At 54.0% G+C, this 20,044-nt stretch carries 10 protein-coding genes and 4 pseudogenes; 10 read left to right on the forward strand and 4 right to left on the reverse strand.

All coding sequences use genetic code 11. The features are described from left to right. Nucleotides 1-13 precede the first annotated feature (13 nt). The 3 genes and pseudogenes from ACQUQO_RS14445 to ACQUQO_RS14455 form a co-directional block, all read left to right on the forward strand. Entirely contained in the window at nucleotides 14-1,048 is a 1,035-nt protein-coding gene (locus ACQUQO_RS14445; protein ID WP_435078820.1) for a hypothetical protein, read from the forward strand. 212 nt (nucleotides 1,049-1,260) lie between these two features. Continuing rightward, nucleotides 1,261-1,431 (forward strand): hypothetical protein, encoded by a 171-nt coding sequence (locus ACQUQO_RS14450; protein ID WP_435078822.1) that lies wholly within the window; start codon nucleotides 1,261-1,263, stop codon nucleotides 1,429-1,431. A 327-nt stretch (nucleotides 1,432-1,758) separates the two neighbouring features. Next, nucleotides 1,759-1,868 (forward strand): annotated as a pseudogene (locus ACQUQO_RS14455) (IS5/IS1182 family transposase); the annotation flags it as partial. A gap of 52 nt (nucleotides 1,869-1,920) precedes the next feature. Here the strand turns inward: ACQUQO_RS14455 and ACQUQO_RS14460 are convergent. The 4 genes from ACQUQO_RS14460 to ACQUQO_RS14475 all read right to left on the reverse strand — a co-directional run bounded on the left by ACQUQO_RS14460 (nucleotide 1,921) and on the right by ACQUQO_RS14475 (nucleotide 9,195). Next, complete coding sequence (locus ACQUQO_RS14460) at nucleotides 1,921-2,055, reverse strand: hypothetical protein (RefSeq protein WP_435078824.1); 135 nt, start codon at nucleotides 2,053-2,055, stop codon at nucleotides 1,921-1,923. Nucleotides 2,056-2,099: 44 nt separating this feature from the next. Continuing rightward, the gene (locus tag ACQUQO_RS14465) at nucleotides 2,100-3,137 is read right to left on the reverse strand and encodes a hypothetical protein (RefSeq protein WP_435078826.1); all 1,038 of its coding nucleotides are present in this window, start codon (nucleotides 3,135-3,137) and stop codon (nucleotides 2,100-2,102) included. Between the two features lie 629 nt (nucleotides 3,138-3,766). After that, complete coding sequence (locus tag ACQUQO_RS14470; RefSeq protein ID WP_435078827.1) at nucleotides 3,767-6,613, reverse strand: UvrD-helicase domain-containing protein; 2,847 nt, start codon at nucleotides 6,611-6,613, stop codon at nucleotides 3,767-3,769. After that, nucleotides 6,610-9,195: a PD-(D/E)XK nuclease family protein gene (locus tag ACQUQO_RS14475; RefSeq protein WP_435078828.1), complete on the reverse strand. Its 2,586-nt coding sequence runs from the start codon at nucleotides 9,193-9,195 to the stop codon at nucleotides 6,610-6,612. The genes ACQUQO_RS14470 and ACQUQO_RS14475 overlap by 4 nt, the downstream gene beginning before the upstream one ends. A 307-nt stretch (nucleotides 9,196-9,502) precedes the next feature. Between ACQUQO_RS14475 and ACQUQO_RS14480 the strand changes: the two genes are divergently transcribed. The 7 genes and pseudogenes from ACQUQO_RS14480 (at nucleotide 9,503) to ACQUQO_RS14510 (ending at nucleotide 20,040) form a co-directional block, all read left to right on the forward strand. Then, nucleotides 9,503-10,678 carry an ISH3 family transposase gene (locus ACQUQO_RS14480; RefSeq protein WP_435078830.1) on the forward strand — a complete coding sequence of 392 codons (1,176 nt, stop codon included), beginning with the start codon at nucleotides 9,503-9,505 and terminating at the stop codon, nucleotides 10,676-10,678. Nucleotides 10,679-10,872: 194 nt separating this feature from the next. Next, nucleotides 10,873-12,084 carry a hypothetical protein gene (locus ACQUQO_RS14485; protein WP_435078832.1) on the forward strand — a complete coding sequence of 404 codons (1,212 nt, stop codon included), beginning with the start codon at nucleotides 10,873-10,875 and terminating at the stop codon, nucleotides 12,082-12,084. A 256-nt stretch (nucleotides 12,085-12,340) separates the two neighbouring features. Continuing rightward, nucleotides 12,341-13,234: pseudogene (locus ACQUQO_RS14490) on the forward strand (IS630 family transposase); the annotation flags it as partial. A 74-nt stretch (nucleotides 13,235-13,308) separates the two neighbouring features. Continuing rightward, entirely contained in the window at nucleotides 13,309-14,169 is an 861-nt protein-coding gene (locus ACQUQO_RS14495) for an IS5 family transposase (RefSeq protein WP_435078833.1), read from the forward strand. A 13-nt stretch (nucleotides 14,170-14,182) separates the two neighbouring features. Next, a pseudogene (locus tag ACQUQO_RS14500) lies at nucleotides 14,183-14,386 on the forward strand (IS630 family transposase); the annotation flags it as partial. Between the two features lie 24 nt (nucleotides 14,387-14,410). Beyond that, a pseudogene (locus ACQUQO_RS14505) lies at nucleotides 14,411-15,295 on the forward strand (IS1595 family transposase). Between the two features lie 332 nt (nucleotides 15,296-15,627). After that, a complete protein-coding gene (locus tag ACQUQO_RS14510) occupies nucleotides 15,628-20,040 on the forward strand; it encodes an AAA domain-containing protein (protein ID WP_435078835.1) in 4,413 nt (1,470 codons plus the stop codon). Nucleotides 20,041-20,044 lie beyond the last annotated feature (4 nt).

Raw genomic sequence — 20,044 nt, forward strand, 5'->3', positions numbered from 1 at the left:
TGTCATTCGATGCATGTTCGTAACTGGGGGTCCAGGCAAACCCATCGAACTTGGAGAGAAGATTCACGAAGCGGTCGAAGATACTGCTTCACTGAGAAAAGTCCGCGCCGGGTTTGCTTACGCCACTGAGGGCGGAATCTCCAGTCTCTGTGAAAACGATTCTGGAATAGATTGGCGTGATGAAGTACGGTCAAAGTGGATTATTGGAATAGATCAGGGGATCACTGAGCCTGACGCGCTGCGTAATTTAGCTGATCGCGGCGACGCTGATGTACGTGTTCTTGTTCCAAGCGGTGAGCTGAACAGAAGAGCATTGTACCGACGTCCTCGATTCCATGCGAAAGTCGTGTTCCTGCAGTCTGAGGCGACTGGTGATGCGTTTCTTGTGGCGTCATCCGCTAATATGACCGCTTCCGCACTCGAAGATATCCCCACAAATTACGAGGTCGGAACCGTTCAGTCCACGGATACTGGTCTGACGGATTCTGATATTGATACGTTCGATGAGTGGTGGGAGTACGCCTGGAATCAGAGTCGGGAATTAACCGACGAGTTCCTGAGAGAATATACGAATCTGCGAGAGGAGTGGCTCAACGACAACCCAGAAATACACGAATTCGAATCATCCGAGTCGGTGAACCATGCGAGCGAGGCAGACTGTTTCTACATCGAGACACGTGCCATGACCGGCGGGTCAAGAAATCAGATAGAACTAAGCGAGGAAACGAGCCCGTTCATTGAGGGAGAGCGTGGGGAAATCACAATCATATTCGGAGGAACCACTCACACCGGTTGCTCGGTCTCACCTCGTGTCACTGACCCGCCTTTCGGCATGAACATTACGCCGGTGTATCTACCAACTGGCCATGACTATACTGACAGCTATATCCACTTAGAGAAATTGTCGTTTGATTCCGGCCAAGAACCGAAGTACGAACTCACTGTCGCTGATCCAGGCGATGAGATAGTGGCTGAGTGGAGCGAAAAGGCAGCTACAGACGGGGTTAGAGATCATACTGGCGGTGGTCGTGAGTACGGTTACTATTGATTCAACCAACTGACCAATCCGTCTCAGTTACAACCGTTATTCGCATCTCGTAGAGACACTTGGATAGCGGGATGGGATAGCCTGACATTTCGGCAGGTTGATGGGGCGGATGTTGAATCTTCGTTCGGTATCGATGTCGGCGGACGTTCCCGTCCGCAACATCATCTCACTGCAGCGGGAAGGTTTACAATTGCTCTACTGATAGGTCTCGTATGGCTGGACTCATACAGCGGACCGCGACAGCAATTGACGACATGTGGCAGTCGATCTGGGGCGATGCCAGTCGTGGTGAGAAGATTATCATCGCGACCATTCTCCTTGCCACTGGACTAGCAATCCCGGTGATTCCCATTGTCTGGGTCGCACGTCTGATTGCGAACTGATCGGTAGTAGTTGGCTGTGTCGACTGTCTCGACAGCACTCTTTTTGGACTGTCGAAAACTCTGTTTGGGAGCGGGAGCTAGGGATTTCGGAAAATCTACTCGGGGTTAGAGAGCTAAGGACGAGTAACAATCAGCGAGCTACAGGACCCCTAGTCGAGATCACCGGAGTGAACTCACCGGTTCGAAGCGCCGACGTGACCGACGACGATACGTATACTCGCGTGCTTGGGTCGGGATATCACGAACTACTGAGCATCGACGTTCACTTCCCACTCCCTCCTTTGTGGTTCATCAGAAGTTGTCTTCGGGTTTTAATCACCCTCTCTTTACTACTACGGCTACGGCTGACGATTGTCTCGACCGGATCGAAGATACCGATCGCAGCCGAATTCACCGAGAGCAAACAAGCGCCGGAAGAGACGGCGATGCGCGTCACGGAGTGGTCTGCGAAAGAGTTGATCAGATTTCCAATAGAGACGAAACGCTGTGTTATTCTGGGTCTGCAAACTCGTCAGGGTCTCGTCCCGGTTTCGTTTCGATACTGCTTCCAGAAATCGCGACACTAACGATTTGCTGGCGGGCCTTATCTTTGAGCCCCTTCTCGAAGTCATCGTTCCCGCTCATGAACGAGGATTAACTGCCCGTGTATTTATACTCTTCTGGTTATATCACCCTCCATTTGTACTGATGAACGCCCAGAGAATCCATGAGACTCCATGTAGCAGAATTGGAACCACACAGAGAATCCGATACCGCTCGGCCCACTCAGTTCGAAGCGCGTATATTACACCAATCGTGATTGAGACAATTCCCGCAGAGACAGAGCGGCCAATTGTCTGCGGGGTGAAACTCGCTACCGTCAACGTCCCAGACTCCACGAATCCAGGGTAGAGCGCTGCCTGGGATACGAATAGTCCTATAGCAGACACCATGGCAGCACCCCAGTACCCTGCTAATAATAGTAGGAGTCCTGTGTTATTTGGGATGAGATCGTAGGTCAGTTTCCAGGTATATTCATTATCCTGCGCCGGCGGAAGATGTGTAGACAAAACTCGTGTATCGTCGCCATATCCGTTTTCATAGAACTTGTCACGGTCTGTGTGATTGGTCGACTTCTCTGCGACAGTCACGTACTCAGATGGTCCCTTGACGACGAATAGCTCTGAATGTGGACGACCGGGATATCGAGTTGCTCTAGCGATGAACGACGGAATTCTGAAGAATTTTCGTTTCCACTCTGTTATCCAGCCTTTGACTTGGGGACGCTCCCAGAGACGGTGATACTGTGGCTGTTCGGACTGTCCAAATGTGATTTGGATACTCCGAAGTACGCCAGGACCTATCGGCCTTTCAGGTGGTAGTTGAATGAAGAGTGTGTATTTGATTTCACCAAATCGCTCTTCTATCCGTGAATATTCCTCTTCTTCATCTTCCCTTACATCTTCGAGAAGAGCTTCAACTTCGTCGTTTGGGTAGTAATTGAGCTTTGTGCCATCTTCATCAAAGACCTCAAGGTTGAGTCGAAAGTTTTCTAGCGGGAGAAAGATATAATTCTTCGGCTCGTTAGTATTGTTTCGAACAACAAATTCCTTTTCCCGATTGTAATCAGTTGGGGAGACGAAGTCAGTGCGATCAATGACACGAATAAGTTCTAAGGCTGCTTCTCCTGTTCTTCGCGCGTCCTGTTCTTCGTCACTCGTAGCCATCAATGTAGTATGGTATCCAACTAGGCTAATACTATCTTCGATACCTAGGTGTATCGTTTCAAATTTGTTCTTACGGCACCGTCTATGCATACTGAACGAGAGCGCCACGCTGACACCGGTATCTGGGTTCACAACTATCGACAAGCGTTGAACCGGTCCCGCCGATCTGTAGAGATCACTTGAATCACTACCAAGAGTCATGAACGTCTACAAAGACCCGCAATGACGGCGGTGGTACCTCAAAACCGAGGCTGATGACGAGAGCGTCGACGCAGCTCTCGAAGGAGTCCAGCGAAACCCTGAATAGCGGGTAGTGGATTTGCACCACCGGTCTGCGGGATATGAACCTGCCGGAATGTCTGGCTATCCCGTCCCGTTAGTCGATTTCCGCTTCGAAGATAACCGGCCCCATCACAAACATTAATACTTCTCTGTCGAGGGAGGAGACCAAGAACCGCTACGCGATACGTTTCGTCAGCTGACAACGCTTCATAATCGACTTCACTCGAGGGGACTTTAACAGTGTATGTCTCATCGTGCTCTTCGATTGAGGTGCTAAACAAGGAGCGAAGGAACTCATGATTTCAACCATTGAGTTTCTAGTGCTCAGAACGGACGAGACAAGTAGTTTAAACACTATAGGTTAGCACTAGCTCTCGAAGGGCCGCTTTATCGAGATAGTCGATATTATGACGGGTACCATCATCGGTGTAGAAAACCGACGCAGTGACTGACCGATCTGGATATTGGTCGGCGACGACGTGATAGTAAATACTGAGCTGTTTCTGGTATTCATCTTCTGCGTGAGTTGTGAGATCGGTTTTGTAGTCGATGATCTCGACACGGTCAGACGTCACGTGGAGCAAGTCGATGATGCCGCCGATCGTTACCTCCTCACCGTCGACGGTAAGTGGGAGGAACGCATCGATCTCGGCACTCGTCTCACCATCGAGTGAGTCGATTAACGCCTTTACGTGCTCCTTGTCAGGATTATTGGGCTCGACTGCCTCACCGAGAACATACCGTTCCGCAAACTCGTGGACGTCTGATCCGAACTCTATTCCTCGACCGCCAGTGTCCCCCTCAAAAACGGCGTCGTCGATGAATGTATGTGGCGAGTAGCTTGTTGGCCCATTAGGCTCTGGAATATCAACCGAATACGCTGAACCTCCTACGTCTGCCGAGTCGAATGTCGACAGATCGGGATCAACGTCTTCAACATCAACGGGGAGCCCGTCGAGGAACGAATTTGGATCAGCACCACCGGTCAAGACGAGGTGGCTCTCAGCCCGTGTGATAGCCACGTAGAGCAACCGACGTTCTTCGTCATAGTTTTGAGGGAGACAACGATTCAGAATGTCTGTCTTCCAGTTGTCGTAGACGTGCGGGACGCCGTGTGCCTCCGCCGAGTACACCTTCCGCTGCCGGAGACCGATCGGATCGGAATACGCGATATCGCTCCCGTTTCCACCGGAAGACGGGAACTTGTTGGCGTTCATGTTCGCGAGGATTACGATCGGGTATTCGAGTCCCTTCGTTGAGTGAATCGTCTGGACAGTCACTGCGTTCGTTCCTGCTCTGGCGTGAACATCGTGGGTACTACCATCAGCAATCGCTTCCTCGATGAATCGGATCAACTCTCCACGGGTGAACATCGTTGTCTCGTGGACCGACTGGATAGTATCGAGAACGACATCTGCGGTCGGGCCCGAACGGTCGTACTGGTCGAACACGCGCCGGGCGACGCCGCCGAACGTCTCCAGATCTCGGAGGTTCTCTCGGAAAGCGACCATCTCTTCGGGGTACGCCTGACGCTCGATGATTGCCTTCACCTCGTCAATCGTGTAGCCGGCTTCTTCGAGGATGAGCGCCCACCCGCGTTCAGCGTCGCGTTCGAGGATACGTAACCACGCTAACAGCAGTTTCGCGGCGTCAGTCCGGAAGACCTCAATCCCACCCTCGTAGGCCATTGGCAGACCAACTGTGCTCGCCGTATCGAGCAAATCACGACCAAAATCGCGGGTTCGCGTCAACACGGCGATGTCGCTGTATTTCGGGGCGCGATATATGCCGTCGTCCCCATCGACGGCATAAGCGTCATTGTTGACGATCGCGTCGATCTTCGCAAGGATCGCTTCGTGTTCGTTCTCACTCATGAGTGCCTCGATGTAGCTGTCGTCTCGATCCGTATCGGCGGTTAGTGGTGTAACCTTCTCGGAGATAGCCTCCACATCCAGCGATTCTTTCTTTGCCGCACGGGCAGTCAGCGCGTGTGTAGAGAAGTCCAAGATGGACTGCGTCGACCGGTAATTCCGGGTCAGTTGCTTGTTGTCGACCGGCGTTGTCGGGAAGGTAACTCGATCAGCGTCCCGATTCAGCTCCGCGGCAAATCGTTCGAGACGATCGTCGAACTTACGGATGTTGTCGACGTCCGCGTACTGGAAGCTGTAGATACTCTGTTTCCAGTCGCCGACCACACAGATGTTGTTCGTGCCGGCGAGAAGCAGCGTGAGTTTGAACTGAATCTCACTGGAGTCTTGAAACTCATCAACCATCACGTATTCGTATCCCAGACGCTCTCTGAGGGCGTGATCTTCACACAGGAGGACGAACGCGAACAGCTGGAGGAATCCGAAGTTCAGGTAGTTCCGCCGAAGCGCGAACTCGAGATAGGCGTGATACACGTCGTGGACGAACTGCTTGAGTGTCGTTCGGTCTTCCTCGAAGACGTGCTCAGCGAGGTCTACCGGGACTTGTTTGCCATCCCCGCGGATTTCCCACTTTGCGGGCGCTTCCGGGAGGTACGTCTTGTCTTCACCATACTGATAGAGCTTCTTTCGAAGCTTCGATTGCTTGCTCCCGCCGTTCCGTGGTTCGTTCCGGTCGGTGAACAGCGTCTCGAACGCCTCGAAGTCCCCGTCGAGGTGTGACTCGCCGTCCCGGTACCAGCCATCCGCGGTGGGGAACACACCCTTTGCGGACAGTTCCTTGATTAGATCAAGCAGCTCCGTCGTCTCCGACAATGCCGTGAAGAACTCGTCGTACCTCGGGTGATTGTCGATGAACTGGCCGATGAACTCACGGAACAGCGCCTGTTCGATGATTTCGTCTTCGATAACCTGTGTCGAGCCAGTGATCGTCTCATCGATTCCGAGATATGTCGGTGCGTCGTGTCCGTACTCGTCGAGCAGGTCGTGTGATAGCGAGTGGAACGTCTGGATCGGCGCGTTCGCGAGTTCCCGCATCCCGTACTCACTGTGACGCACAATCCGTTCTCGCATCTCCTCGGCCGCGTTGTTCGTAAAGGTCACCAACAGCACATCTTCGGGATCGACCCCATCCTGGTCGACGATGTTTGCGTACCGCCGGGTAACAGTGAACGTCTTCCCGGTGCCAGCACCCGCATCGACGAGGTATAGGCCGTCGATCGTCTCGATGAGGTCGCGTTGCTCCGGGTTCGGGTCGACGCTGCTCATTGTTCACCTTCCAAGAGGAGGTCCCGGTTGTCTACCCGTCGGTAGTTTGGCTCGCCGGCGAGTCCCTCGATGGGGAACTTCTCGTCGCCAGCGCGGCGTCGATTGAGTTCTGTCAGTCGCTCGTCGACGAATGATTCGAACACATCAAGGTCACTTTTGAAGAATGCACCCTTCTGCCGGTCGGCGATTTTTCGCATTAGCTGCTTGCTCCCCGTTGCTACGTACTTGTACTCGCCAATCTTCGCTTCGAGCCGGTCGATCATCGTGTGCCCGAATTCCGACTCAATGAGTTCGTCGCTGTCCGTCGTCTCGACGAGCGGCGCAGCATCGAAGAGCGCGGCGTACGTCTGATAGTCAATCTTCGAAAGGATCTTCTGGCACTTTTGCGCCCCTTCCTCACGGAGATACTCGAAGAACTCCTCACGTTGCACGTGCTCTGTGAGTGATTCCGGGTAGTATGTTACTGTCGTCAGCGCGTCGTCGACGTCGACGTCGCCGGCAATTACGTCGTCGACGAGTTCGGTGACGTAGAAGAGCGTGAATGAGAGTTGCTCACTCGGAAGTTGTGATCGCCAATAGGTGAGATAGAGCAATGTCTGAAAGTCAGGCTCGTCCGTCGGCTCTAAGATCGCGGCATGTTTGACGATCGAGGTTGCGCTGTTCTCGCTGCCGCTCTTGTAATCGAGCAGTTCTCGCTGTGACTGAACGAGGTCGATCATTCCGTTGATACCCAGTTCTTCGTCAGTAAACTGGTGTTCAGTCACGGGCGCACCGACGTCCCGATCGAAGTGAGCGGCGACGGCATTGTCACCACCGCTGGACGGCGCCAGAAACGCGCCGTCAGTCGGCGGGTTCGCGTCGAGATACGAGACGATCGCTTCGAGGCTTGCACGGTATTCGGTGCGACAGGTCCGTTCGTCGACGGAACGAATCAGGGGACGAACTTCTTCAAGCATGAGATCGACGACCTCCGATAGTGTTTCTTCGTCGACCGCGTCCGGATGGTTGACGTAGAACTCCGCGAAGTCATGGAGCAGGCTGCCCTCAGTGAGATACGCCTTCTCCGGGTCGTCGACGATCCGGCTGAAGTAGTAGTCCCGCGGTGAGTTCACGTAGGTGTTGAGACTCGACTTGCTAATCGTCTCGACCGGCTCAGAGGACACGTCAACAGGTTCTTTCTCGAATGCATCACCGGCTTGTGCTGCAGTTTGGATTTGATGGCTTGTTGAGGGCAGATCAGAGAAACGATTGTACTCCACCTCGAGTAGCTCTTCAAAGTACAGGCACGGCGTGACGGGCGATCCGCCGGTCGCGTCTTGGACGAGATAGTGTTGCTGGTTGCCACTCTGTAACAGCAGCTGGAAGCTCTTGAGGTTCCGCGTGAACTGGGCGTCCTGATCGACCCACGGGCGACGTGGTGCCGAGTGTGTCCACCGATCGTCGAGTCCTAGGTAGAAGACGACCTCACGACCCACATACGACGCCGACTTCGCGTCGGCAAGCAGGACGCCCTCGTTTTCCCGATCGATCGGCACCTCGTAGGTCTGGAGGTAAAACGACAACTCGTCGACTCGTGCTTCCGTCACATACTCATCGGCAATGGTGAGTGTCTCTAGCTCCTCGCGGAAGACATCAAGCGTGTTGTCGGCACGGCGTTCAAATTCCGAAAGGGCGTCTGAGAACGTATATTCTTGGATATCATGACAGAAGTCGACCAGCCACGCGAGATCTCCATCGTCTAGCTCATGCAGTCGCTTATCTGTGTCACAGTCATCGACGTCGCAATCGAAGACCGTCAACAGCGACCGGATCTCGCTTACACGGATATCACTCCCGCGGTGGGCGGTTCGGAGGAGATGGAGGAATAACCGGTGTTCGCTGCGGTCGGTGAAACCCGGCCCGCCGAAAAACGGAATGTCGGCCGCTTCAAGCGCGGATTCGATAAGCGGCGAGTACTCGCTTTTCTGGTCGAGAACAATCCCGACGTTATCGGCGTTCGCGTCGGTGATTGAATCGAGGATAGTCTCCACGATCGCCGTCGACGAATCATGAATGCGAAACGGTGGGAGCTCGAACTCTGTGTCAGTAAAGAGGTCGACCGTGTCGTACTTGGAGGGGAGATACGCTCGTTCGAGTTGAGTAAGCATTTCCGGTTCAACAACGATCACGTCGAGATCCGGATCGATGGTTTCGTTTGCGAGCTTCATCGAAGCTGTTTCGAGTTTTCCGATTCGCTCTACGGTGCGTTCAGTGGCATCGTCAACGTAGCCGTCGTACTCGAAGATAGCGTCGTGTGACCGCTGATGTTCCCAACACTGGAGGATGTTCCCAACCGCGTATGCACAGCGCTTCCACGAGATGTCCTCATGATCAAGCATTTCGAGGAAAGCGAGACGGTCTTCGGACTCCTGACGTCGACCGATTGCGAGGCGACGTGGTGGGATCGCGAACGGACCGAGATGTGAGCGGTCGAGGTGACGGTTGAGGGCACTCGCAAGCGGTCCATCCGGGGTGATCACCCGGTCGTACGATTTGACTTCGGCGTAGAGTTGGCGTGGCGATTTGATGCGGGGAAACGGCACGCACAGACAAGGTCGGCGATGTCGGTTAAAGCTTTGTCAGTGTCTTTCCACGCTAGGGTGGTGCAGAAGTATTTACAGATGTTCTATTGAAAATGCGGTACGGAAGCAGGATTCGCGGGTTTTGAATTGGCAATTCAGGATGTATGATGACTTCTGCACCGTCGCCTATTACAGTAGTGTCTGTGAGGGGTGAGATTTATTATCCTAGTACCCTGATAGAGGCAAGAAACTATCGGTAGTTCCCATCGAGTCAGACATCAGCCACAACTGATGAGGTTAGATTCTCAGGAAGCGTCTGGATGAGTGTATGCAATTCCTGTATCATCCAGACACGGTTCTTACGGCCGCGGACCTCGAAACCTTAGCGGTTAGTCTCCTCGCGTGGTTACCCCTTCCAGGGGTCGAAGGCGACACCTTCGACCCCGAGGTCATCTGGCGAACCGTTACGCGCGCCTCCGTTGGGCAGAAATCGACCAAGGCCGTCACCGACAGTTCCCTCAAGACCTACTCCGACGACTACACTCTCACACAGCTCCACACCATCCCTGCCACGATCCTCGAAGAGATCGTCAACGACCTCCTCGCACAGCAGGCCGCGATGATCCTCGGCCGTCGTGGGCCGAGGATCATCTGTCTCGACTTCGTCGACAACCGCTACCACGGCCATCCTTACAAGGAACTTGCCGAACTCTGCTCGACGACACCTCGCGATGGCACGACCAAGTGCCATCGCTACTGTGCAGCGTTCGTGTTGGCTCACTCCAAGCCGCTCATCGTCGCGCTTACCGCGGTTCGCGGCGATGAATCGCGAGCTGACGCGGCCGAGCGCGTCCTCGGCCGCGTCGTTGCTCTTCCCTTCGATATCGCCTGTATCCTCGCCGATCGCGGCTTCTACCTCGAAGCCGCGATCCGGCGTTTCCAAGAGACGGCTCCGACGATCGTTCCGGTCGTTCGACGCGGGAAGCGTCTCGCTAAGGCGCTGAAGACGAGTATTTCCTACTGGAGCGAGTACACGATGTACAAGGGCAGCGAGCGGGAACTCCGTTTCCCGCTCGCGGTCTGTGTCTCCTACCAGCAGGGCAAGCGCGGGAAGAACGGACTGCTCGTGCGCGCGTACGCGGCGTGCGATCAGGCCGATCGCACGCCTAAACAGGTCGAAGCGCTCTACCGTAAGCGCTCGGCGATCGAGACGAGCTTCCGGACCTTCCGCGAAGCACGAGCGAAAACCACAACGCGGGACCCGACGGTGCGGTTGTTGTTCGTGTTGGTCGGGTTCCTGCTGCGGAACCTCTGGCTGGTGGTGCGTTGGGGTGTTCTCGCCCAGCCGCGACGCGGCGGGCGAGAACTGCCCACGTGGTTCCGTTTCGAGGTCTTCCGCGAATGGATCGCGCATGACCTTGACGAGGATCTCGAACGTCGCTGGGAAGCTCCAACCAACGGCGTCGGCATTCCGGACGCCTACCGCCTGCTGGACGCGGGCTGAGCGTGCCCGCGTCCAGCGTTCACCACCGCGATGAGCGGCTGCTCCGGTCTGTGGACAGTCTCTCAGCGACTTCCGGAGCACTCACCGGCGTGAGTGCTCCTCAAACGGCCGTCTCCAGTCCAGTTATGACTACCACTCGGCATATCTCGCGTCCAAATCATCCTGCTATGCCGACGCGATGGGAACCACCGACTATGGCTACCGAAGAAGTTCCTCACGTTACGATTACAGATAATCAGGTTCGTATTAGCGATTTCGAAGTAACAGATTCAACGGTCGTAGAACATCTACGACAGTTTGACGATGATCAAGCGCGGGAGGATGCCGTTGAGCGAGCGCTTCGCGTCGGCATGACGACGATGGAACTTGCAGAAACCTCCCAACAAGAGGAATTCGTTGAGCGAAAATTCTCTGAGATGCAGAGAGATATGGAGGAGGAAATAGACCGAATCGAAGCGGAAATAGAGAGAAAATTCGGCGACGATGGTGATGTCCCACAGATATTCGACGACCATCTTGGGCAGGATGGTTACCTTGAACAGCACATCGAAGAAGCATTCAGTGAGGACGGTCCGTTCACAGAGCGTCTTGACGAAGAGCTGGGTGAGGATGGTAAACGCATCAAGCAAGCACTGGATCCTGACAAAGAAGGGACGCCAACATACCGGCTCAAGCAGACGCTGCAAGACCAGATTCGATCACTCCGAGACAAAATCGAGGAACAGGAGACTGCTGAGAAAACTGAGGACGAGCTGCGTCAAAAGACGAGCCTGAAAGGTGAAGATTTCGAGGATCGTATCGAAGATATCCTCTCAAATCTTGTATACAACACGAGTGATGAGGTGGAATATACCGGGGATACAATCGGTGAAATCACCGGGCGAAAAGTCGGTGATTTTGTCATCACACTCAACGACACTGGCCGGCGAATTGTCATTGAAGCCAAGAGCGACAAGGGATATTCTCAACGTGATATTAAAGAAGAAATTGCCGACGCTGTTGAGAATCGGAATGCCGATTACGGAATTATTGTTTTCGAATGTGAGTCATACATACCGGACAAGGTCGGCTACTTCCATGAATTTGACCCTGAACGACTTTCAATCGCGATCAGCGAAACTGAAGATACTAACGTTGAGCCCGGCTTCTTTCGGATTGGATACAACTGGGCCAAGACACGAACAGTCCAAGGATATATTGATACTGGAACCGCCTTCGATCCCGAAGCCGTCCAAAACGCTGTAGGCGAGGTAAGTGATTCAATAGATCGTTTCAGTATGATTCGAAAGAAAACTACATCCATCCGGAAGACAGCAAACGAGATTGACGAAGAATTGGAAGAGATTGAAGGAGAAGTAAAATCTGAATTGGCAGAAATACGAACAGAAATTCAGACAGCAGAGTGAAATTCAGTTTGAAGAGGGGGCGTCAGGAACAGTTCATGAGGCATTCAGTCTCGGGTTTAGTAAATCACTATACAGTGGCAGGATGTACTGTGAGTTGAGGGTGTCTGGAGCGGGAAACCGTGAGATGATATATCCGAAACGCTCATCTGTAGGAGATTGTTGATAGCGCTCAGCTGTCGCTGTGGAGCCGAAGAGGGCAAGGGCACCGCGCTAATGCTCCCGGAAACTTTTGAAAGTTGAGCGTGATGCACGGGTAATGGGGAATTCGCGTCGAACGGAGATCGAACGCCATCTACCAGAGGAAGAAATCGACGAACTGCTTCGAGAAGCCGAAGACGACCACCGTCTTCGGCGAATCGGCTTCGTCAAAAATCTCTACCGAGGCGATACTATTCCAGAGGCTGCTGACCGAGTAGGACGGTCACCAGCGACGGGAGGTCGGTGGGCAGAAGCTTGGAATGACGGCGGATTCGACGCACTCATGCCGAGTTTCGGGGGCGGCAGGCCCCCGAAACTCGACGAGGACGAGCAAGACGAACTCATTGAACTCCTGCGTGACGGTCAGCCCTGGAAATCACAGGAGATTCAGCACCTTCTCGCCAAAGAATTCGACGTCGAGTATCACCCGAACTATCTCGGCACGTTCCTGCGGAAGCTCGGGCTCTCGTATGCGAAACCGCGGCCAAAGCGTCCACATCGACCGGAGAATCCGGACGAAATGCTCGAAGAGCGCGTCGATGACGCGCTCGACGAGAGCGAGCAGCCACACAACAAACGTGCGGGCGAGAATGGAGAAGGATGGGTCGTCGACGAGGATGTCTGTACCGACGGCGGTACCGTCGTCGGATTCTTTGACGCTTCACAGCCCCAGCCGTACGATAATTCGCGGCGTGTCTGGTACGTCGACGATCCACATGTTGAACGACCATTAGTCAAGACGGAAGATTCTGCGGTGGGATTCTACGCGCTCAACGGTGAGAGTCTCGTGAAATTCACCGAGGACGAGACGAAAGAACGGATTTGCGAAGTATTGGAGACGATCCGCGAGCAGAATCCCGGCAAGCGGATTCTGCTCGTCTTGGATAAGCACGGTTCGCATATCTGTGAATACACGCGTAAGCGCGCTCATCAGCTCGGAATCGATTTCATCGGCCGTGTTTAATCGCTAGGAGGCGTCGGATCAGGTCGCCAGAATGACGGAGTTGAAGCGGAAGACTGCGAAGTGTGTCCACGCGAATCTTCCGCTTCACCGAACGTGTTGTCTTCGCCGTCAAAAGGGTTGCCGATGATTGGGACGAACCTGCCGCCCCGGAAGGGGGCGGCGGGTTCACCGATGCAGCGATGATATCGCTCCACTGTCTCCGGATTTACCTCGATACGACCTACCGGATGACGATTGATCTACTGACGGAAATGCCACGAATATCGCGGGAGATCGGCCTTGAACCGGCCGATCTCCCGCATCCATCGACATTCTGTCTCGCCTTCGATAGAATTGAGATGGGGGTTTGCCGGACCCTTCTCCAACAGTCTGCTCAGTTTCATAACACTGGGCCAATTGGAGCGATCGACGCCACGTTCTTCGAGCGCTCGCCTGCGAGCCGCTCGTACTGCAACAAGACCAAATACGAAGTACAGGACCTCAAAGCCACGAAACTCGTCGATACAGAGACGAACGTGATCCTTGATTTGCACTGTACGACCACGAGAGAGGGAAGTGACGCCGACATCTGCAAGCAACTCGCCCGCCGGCAGGCGGACGAGTTGCAGGTCCTCACCGCCGACAAAGGCTACGACTGCACCTGGCTGCGTGAGTACCTCCGTGAGGATCTTGACCTCCGACCGTTGATCAAGCACTGCATCAACAAACCCTACGATCACGCCCACAACGCCCGGATTGACGACGATCTCTACCACCAGCGGTCCATGTCAGAAACCGTCTTCTCCTCAGTCAAGCGCTCGCTGGGCGTCGCCCTGCGAGCGCGGTCATGGTATCGAGAATTTCGTGAGATCGCGTTGATGTGTGCGGTGTACAACATCAAGGAGGCTGCAAAACAGGAGATTCCGCTTCCCTCATGCGATTAAACACGGCCATTTCATCTTCCTCCCGTCTGGATCACCACATCTCAACCCGATCGAGAAAGTCTGGGACCAACTCAAGTGGACGATGTGCCCAATCATCGTCGAAAATGAGAGCGAATTCAAGGATCTCGTCCAGGATGTGTTCGAGCAAATAACGCATCGAGTCAGCTATGCAAAAAGCTGGTGTGAGAAGTTCCTTGACTTTCAAAAATTGTCTTAGTCATTACAGCGGTGCCCGACACAAATGATTCCGCTCGACGTGTTTGGGTCGGAATCGCTCGCAGCGGACCTGCTGGAACAGGTACGCTGGCGTGATGGTGTCGAGTGCCCTCGCTGCCGTTCTTGACCGTCAGGTCAGAACGGCAGCTATGGGCCGTTTCAACGGTATCTCTGTAAGAATTGCGACCGCACGTTCAACGACAAGACCGGGACGATCTTCGCTCACTCGAAGATCGCGCTTCGAAAATGGCTGTTCTCGATCTACGCGTTTTTGCGGTTCAACACGAGTCTGCAACAGCTTCAGCGTGAGATTGACGTCACCTACAAGACCATCCACCAGCGCGTCCAGCGCTTCATGCGAGCGCTGGACGCGCCCGCTCTCGATCTCATTGGACCGGTCGAGATCGATGAAGTGTACGTCTCTGCCGGCAAGAAAGGCTGCGAGCGCGACCGACCGTCGCGCTCGCGTGGCCTGTCTACGCGCGGGCGTGGAACCTATGATGACGACAAGCCGCCAGTGTTCGTTCTGGTTGATCGTGGTACCGGCCAGCGCCACGTGGTGCCTGCGAAAACGGCGGACGAATCAACGATCCGACTCCTGCTGGCTGCCCGCCAGCAGGAGTCGCTAACTGTCTATACCGACGGATTTCGGGCGTACGATCCGCTTGAGGAAGATGCTGCCTTCGACCGCGAATGCGTCATCCACGGAGATGGTGAGTACGTTGACGGAAAGGTCCACGTCAACACCTGCGAGAGCCACGGGTCGCTGCTGCGCCCGTGGCTCTCGCCCCATCGAGGGGTATCAAAAGACAAGCTCACGCAGTATCTTCGGGCGTTTCAGCTCCGCAGAGAACTATTCGACCAACCCGGTCGAAAAGCGCTCAAACACGCCGTTCGAGCCGCTCTCTGAGATCAACAATGTGCTACACATGAGCGTATCCGAAAATTCCCACTCGCAATTCGCAAAATGAGTTTGGTGAAGATACTGTTGATGATAGAGACGAATCCACCCGCCCTACAGAGGCGGTGGATACACCGACCACGCTCTCATTTTGCTCTACTGTCTGGTTTTCACGAAGCATATTCTGTGACCAGCAAATCAACTGCCCTATGGTGATTCGACTCACTTAGCAAGACGGGCGAATCATCAGCTCCACATTTCATGACCGTGATTAGAGGTTTCACACCATCAGAACCATCACAAACAGTTTTAAATCGGCGTGTAAAAACACCATCAACGAAATGGCTTTTGGGCAGAACTCCGCTTCATCCTTGATCCAAGAGAAGCCATCCGTTCAACCGTCGAAATTAGGCCGATTCGTCTCGCTCAACAGCTGTCCGCAGTGGTATCAGTACGAATTCGATGATGAATACAAGCGCGAGCGGAGCCGTGAGCACGACTACAAGGAGGCTTTTCGGCCACTCAATCTCTTGCTTGCCAAGGATGGCGACGAGTTCGAAGAGGAAGTATTCGATACACTCGACACCCACGCACACGGTTTTTGCGATCACTCTCATATCGAGTCGTGGACGGATGCCCAACCCGCGCTACTTGATGCGTTCGATGCTGCACTCGAACTTCCCAAGACGACTACACCGCTTCTCATCGCGCAAGCCCGTTTCGGAAATCGACTTGAAGCGTGGCCAGTTGAGGGTGACGCAGATATCCTCGCCTGCTGGCGACTCCCGCCTGACGATCCAGACAATGAGACGGACGAACCAGGTCTTCGTCTGCGTGTCCTCGACGTGAAAGCTGCACACGACGAAAAAACCTATCAGCAGATTCAAGTTGCCTGCTATACGCTTCTCTTGCGTCGCTTTCTCGAGAATGCCGATGTTGACTTCCCCTATGTAATTGAGGGTGGTATCATCGTCCGAGACCAAGAAATCACTGGCGCAACCCCGAATCAACTTCCATCATTCGATCTCCAGAATCGAGAAGTGGATGTTCGTCGGCTACTGCAGGAATCCGGTTCGCTTGACGAACTTCACGAAAGCGCACCCGAAGAAGTCCGGTACCAACTCGGGCCGAAGTGCCACGACTGTGGCTACCGTGAAGCCTGTTTCACCGATGCCGTCGAAGCAAGCTCATCCGCTCTCCTCGGACTCACTCGCGGCGACCAAGTAATCCTCGCCGAGCATGGGGTGGATACTATCGAAGATCTTGCGGAACTCGCCTATCCTCCGGACAATCCGCGACCATACGAGTTCGAGGGATTGACTGCAAGTGATCGAGACACCTATCAGGCGCTCTTAGATGAGCCTGGTATCGGAGAGAAGCTTGACGATTATATTCAAGAAGCCCAATCATATCTCGGACGCATTGCTCCGGATAATCCTTTTGCGACCGATGGCAACCACCCTACCTGGTTGCTAGGGAGCGGAGATGGACGGCTTCCTGACGACGATCCCCCGTTCGACCTCAGTCAACCTATCGAACGAGGGTCGATGATCCGCATCTACCTCAATGTGCAGCGTGACCACCGATATGATCGCCTCAACGCTATTGGAGGGTATATTTCGGCAACAAATGCCGTGGATCATGGTCCAGTAACGTTTGGTCACCTCGCGGATGATGTGTCCCAATCAATGGCCGATGCGGATGCGCTTGAAGAGAACGTCCTTGAGGATGCGCTTACCGATCTTTTCGAGGGTATCGAAACCCTTGGAGGGGTAATGGAGAGTGATTACGCGCCAATTCATTTCTACTTCTTCAGCAACAGGGAATACGATGCACTTACTGAAGCACTCGCTCGGCAGGAGGTCAGCGGTGTCGATCCAGTTCGTGACCTCCTCGGGTTGCGAGCGGCCATTCACGACGATGACGATCAGGCGATGGTCTCCATCGTACAGAATGATCTCCGTCAGCGCAAGGCTCTCGGCATCCCAACTGCTGGATTGCTTCCCGCTCTCGATATCTGTAACGCCGACGAAGACGTACTCTATCGCGGCGATTGGTCCTATACGCGTTCGGATGGTGAACAAATTGATCTCCGAGAAGCGTTCAATTTCAGAATTTTTGATTATATGGTGCCGTACGAACGGCAAGAGTCCGGACTCGGGATGTATGCCGATAACCGTGATGGATATTATCCGACCCGACCACGCTTGGGTGCTTCTCTCCCGCTCGAATATGTCTGGGCGGCACACGATGTGTTGACGCCCACATGGACCGAAGAAACACGAGAAGAATACGACAGTTACCAGTCTGTCGAGCCCTTTCGATGGATCGATCGTGATGAACAGCGCGTACGTATCACTCCGGAAGATATCGAACAGTTGGTGATTCGGTTCGCCCACGGTTGTGCCCACATCGAACGTTCGCTCCGTTACAAGAATACCAACCTGCCGAAGAAATCGATCAGGCTACATAAAATTCGCGATTTCACGCTTGATGAAAGCGATACCGCTCGTGCGGCAGCAGAGTTTCTCGATCTCGAATACAGTACTGGTCGACGTGAGCAACTTCAATCGTACGCCCTTCCACTCAAACAACGAATCAGGCGTGGGGATGCGATTCCCGTTATTGTCGAAAGTGCCTGGAAGAATGACGACACCGGCGAGCTTCACGTCGACGGTCGCTTACCATACGACCAAATGTTCGATGACGATAGTCGCGTTGCTCAATCCTGCCGCCAGAAGGGAGCGGAGGGATCCACCATGGGTTCGTGGATGGTTGCCAATCGAATGACCAGGGAGGCCAAACCGCGTGACTCATCGAACCCATGGAATATCGAACACGCTCCGCGGGTAACTGTCGAGAACCTTGACATCGAGAACTACGAAATTCACCTAACTGCGTTCCCATCATACACACAGGATCATGAATTCACGAAACGACATCGGTCGTGGACGGTTGATCCGAGTGAGGAAGGGGAAAATACGTATTTATTCGCTGAGCAGAAATTGTTCATTCTCGACCCACAGACGGACGATATTGTCGCCCAACGGTCGTACGATCTCCTCGAATACTCGGACAACAATCCACTCTGCCAGCTCATCGACGGTATTGCGGACGGCCGTATTCGAACGCCAACAACCGATTCGATTCCAAAGCCCGGTATAGAAGAGTATCTCGACTGGGCAACTGAACCAGGAAATCTTGACTATACACCGAACGACGAACAGCAGAAGTTCATCGCTGACTGTACCACACGTCTCTCGCTTCTTCAAGGCCCACCGGGAACCGGCAAAACATCAGGTGCGGTTGCACACGCCGCACTCGCTCGAGTACGAGGCTTCGTCTCGGCTGATCGCGGCTGCGTAGGTCTCGTTGGCGGTGAATCTAACAAAGCCGTTGATGAGGTACTTGAAGAGGTCCATGACGCACTCGTCAGCTACCGCAATCACGGCAACGAGCCGTCCGATACCGGCTGTGATTCCCTTCTTGACGGTCTCGAACTGGTACGGTTAGCAACCGACGAGCCTGATGAGCCGCTTGAACACGTCACGTATCTCGATTACCATGGCGATCATGAAACACTTCGCCGGATCGTCGAACGCATTCGCGAGACACAGAGTCAGCCCACACTGGTGTTTGCGACGCCAGCCCGAATGTACAAACTTATCGATAACCTTGACATCGCCCTTAACGAGTCACTCTCACCGGAACAATGGCTCGATGGAAACGCCGCGTTCTTCGATTTTCTCGCCATCGACGAAGCAAGCATGATGCGCCTTCCATCGTTCCTCACCACGGGAGCGTTCCTCAAAGACGATGCACAGGTGATGGTCGCTGGCGATCAGCGTCAGATGCCACCAGTCAAAAAACACGAGTGGGAGGACGAACGCCGACGAATCATTCAGGAGCGAGTGCCGTATCTGTCGGCACTCGATTACTGCCGGTTGCTCCGAGGAGACTCCATCGAGAGTGTTGAGGAGGACTACTGCGTTATTCAGGGAACCGCCGACCTGCCACTTTACCAACTCGAACAAAGTTATCGATGTCACACCGATGTTGCCGACTTTCTTCAAACACATGTCTACGCCCAAGATGGGATTCAATACAACTCAGAGGAGACTAAGACCGTCTGCCCGCCGGAGCCGGCAAGTAAGGGCGTCGGACGTATCCTCTGTGATTCTGATATCCTCGCGGAAACAGGGGATGATCCCCATGCATTGAGTCTCATCGTTCACGACGAAGACGGGTCACGTCAGTCGAACATCGTAGAGGCAGCTATCGGTGCGGCCATCTCACAATCCACGCACGAAAAAGATGAAATGGGTATCGTCACGCCCCACAACGCACACCGTGGTCTCGTTAATACCTATATTGAAGGGGTCGAGTGCGACACAGTGGAGCGATATCAGGGAGGCCAGCGATCAGTCATACTGGTGTCAGCGACCGCCTCGGATCCCGACTTCATAGAGGGCGAGTCAGAGTTCCTGCTCAATCCAAATCGACTGAACGTGGCCATGTCACGTATGCAGCGGGGGCTTATTGTTGTCGCCTCCAGTCAGGTGTTCGATGTCGTTCCGACAGATGTCGAAGAATACGAGCGCGCAGGTCTCTGGAAGGGATTGTTCAATGATCTCAATGTTCTGGGGCGAGAAGGTGATTGGAGTGGGACACTCGAACAGTTCGTCGGGAACGCCGATCTCGGTGGGATTGACGCACCGCTCAACACAGACCTTACTGTCTATGTATCGAAGTGAGTTA

Source organism: Halococcus sp. AFM35 (assembly GCF_051195015.1).
GTDB lineage: Archaea > Halobacteriota > Halobacteria > Halobacteriales > Halococcaceae > Halococcus.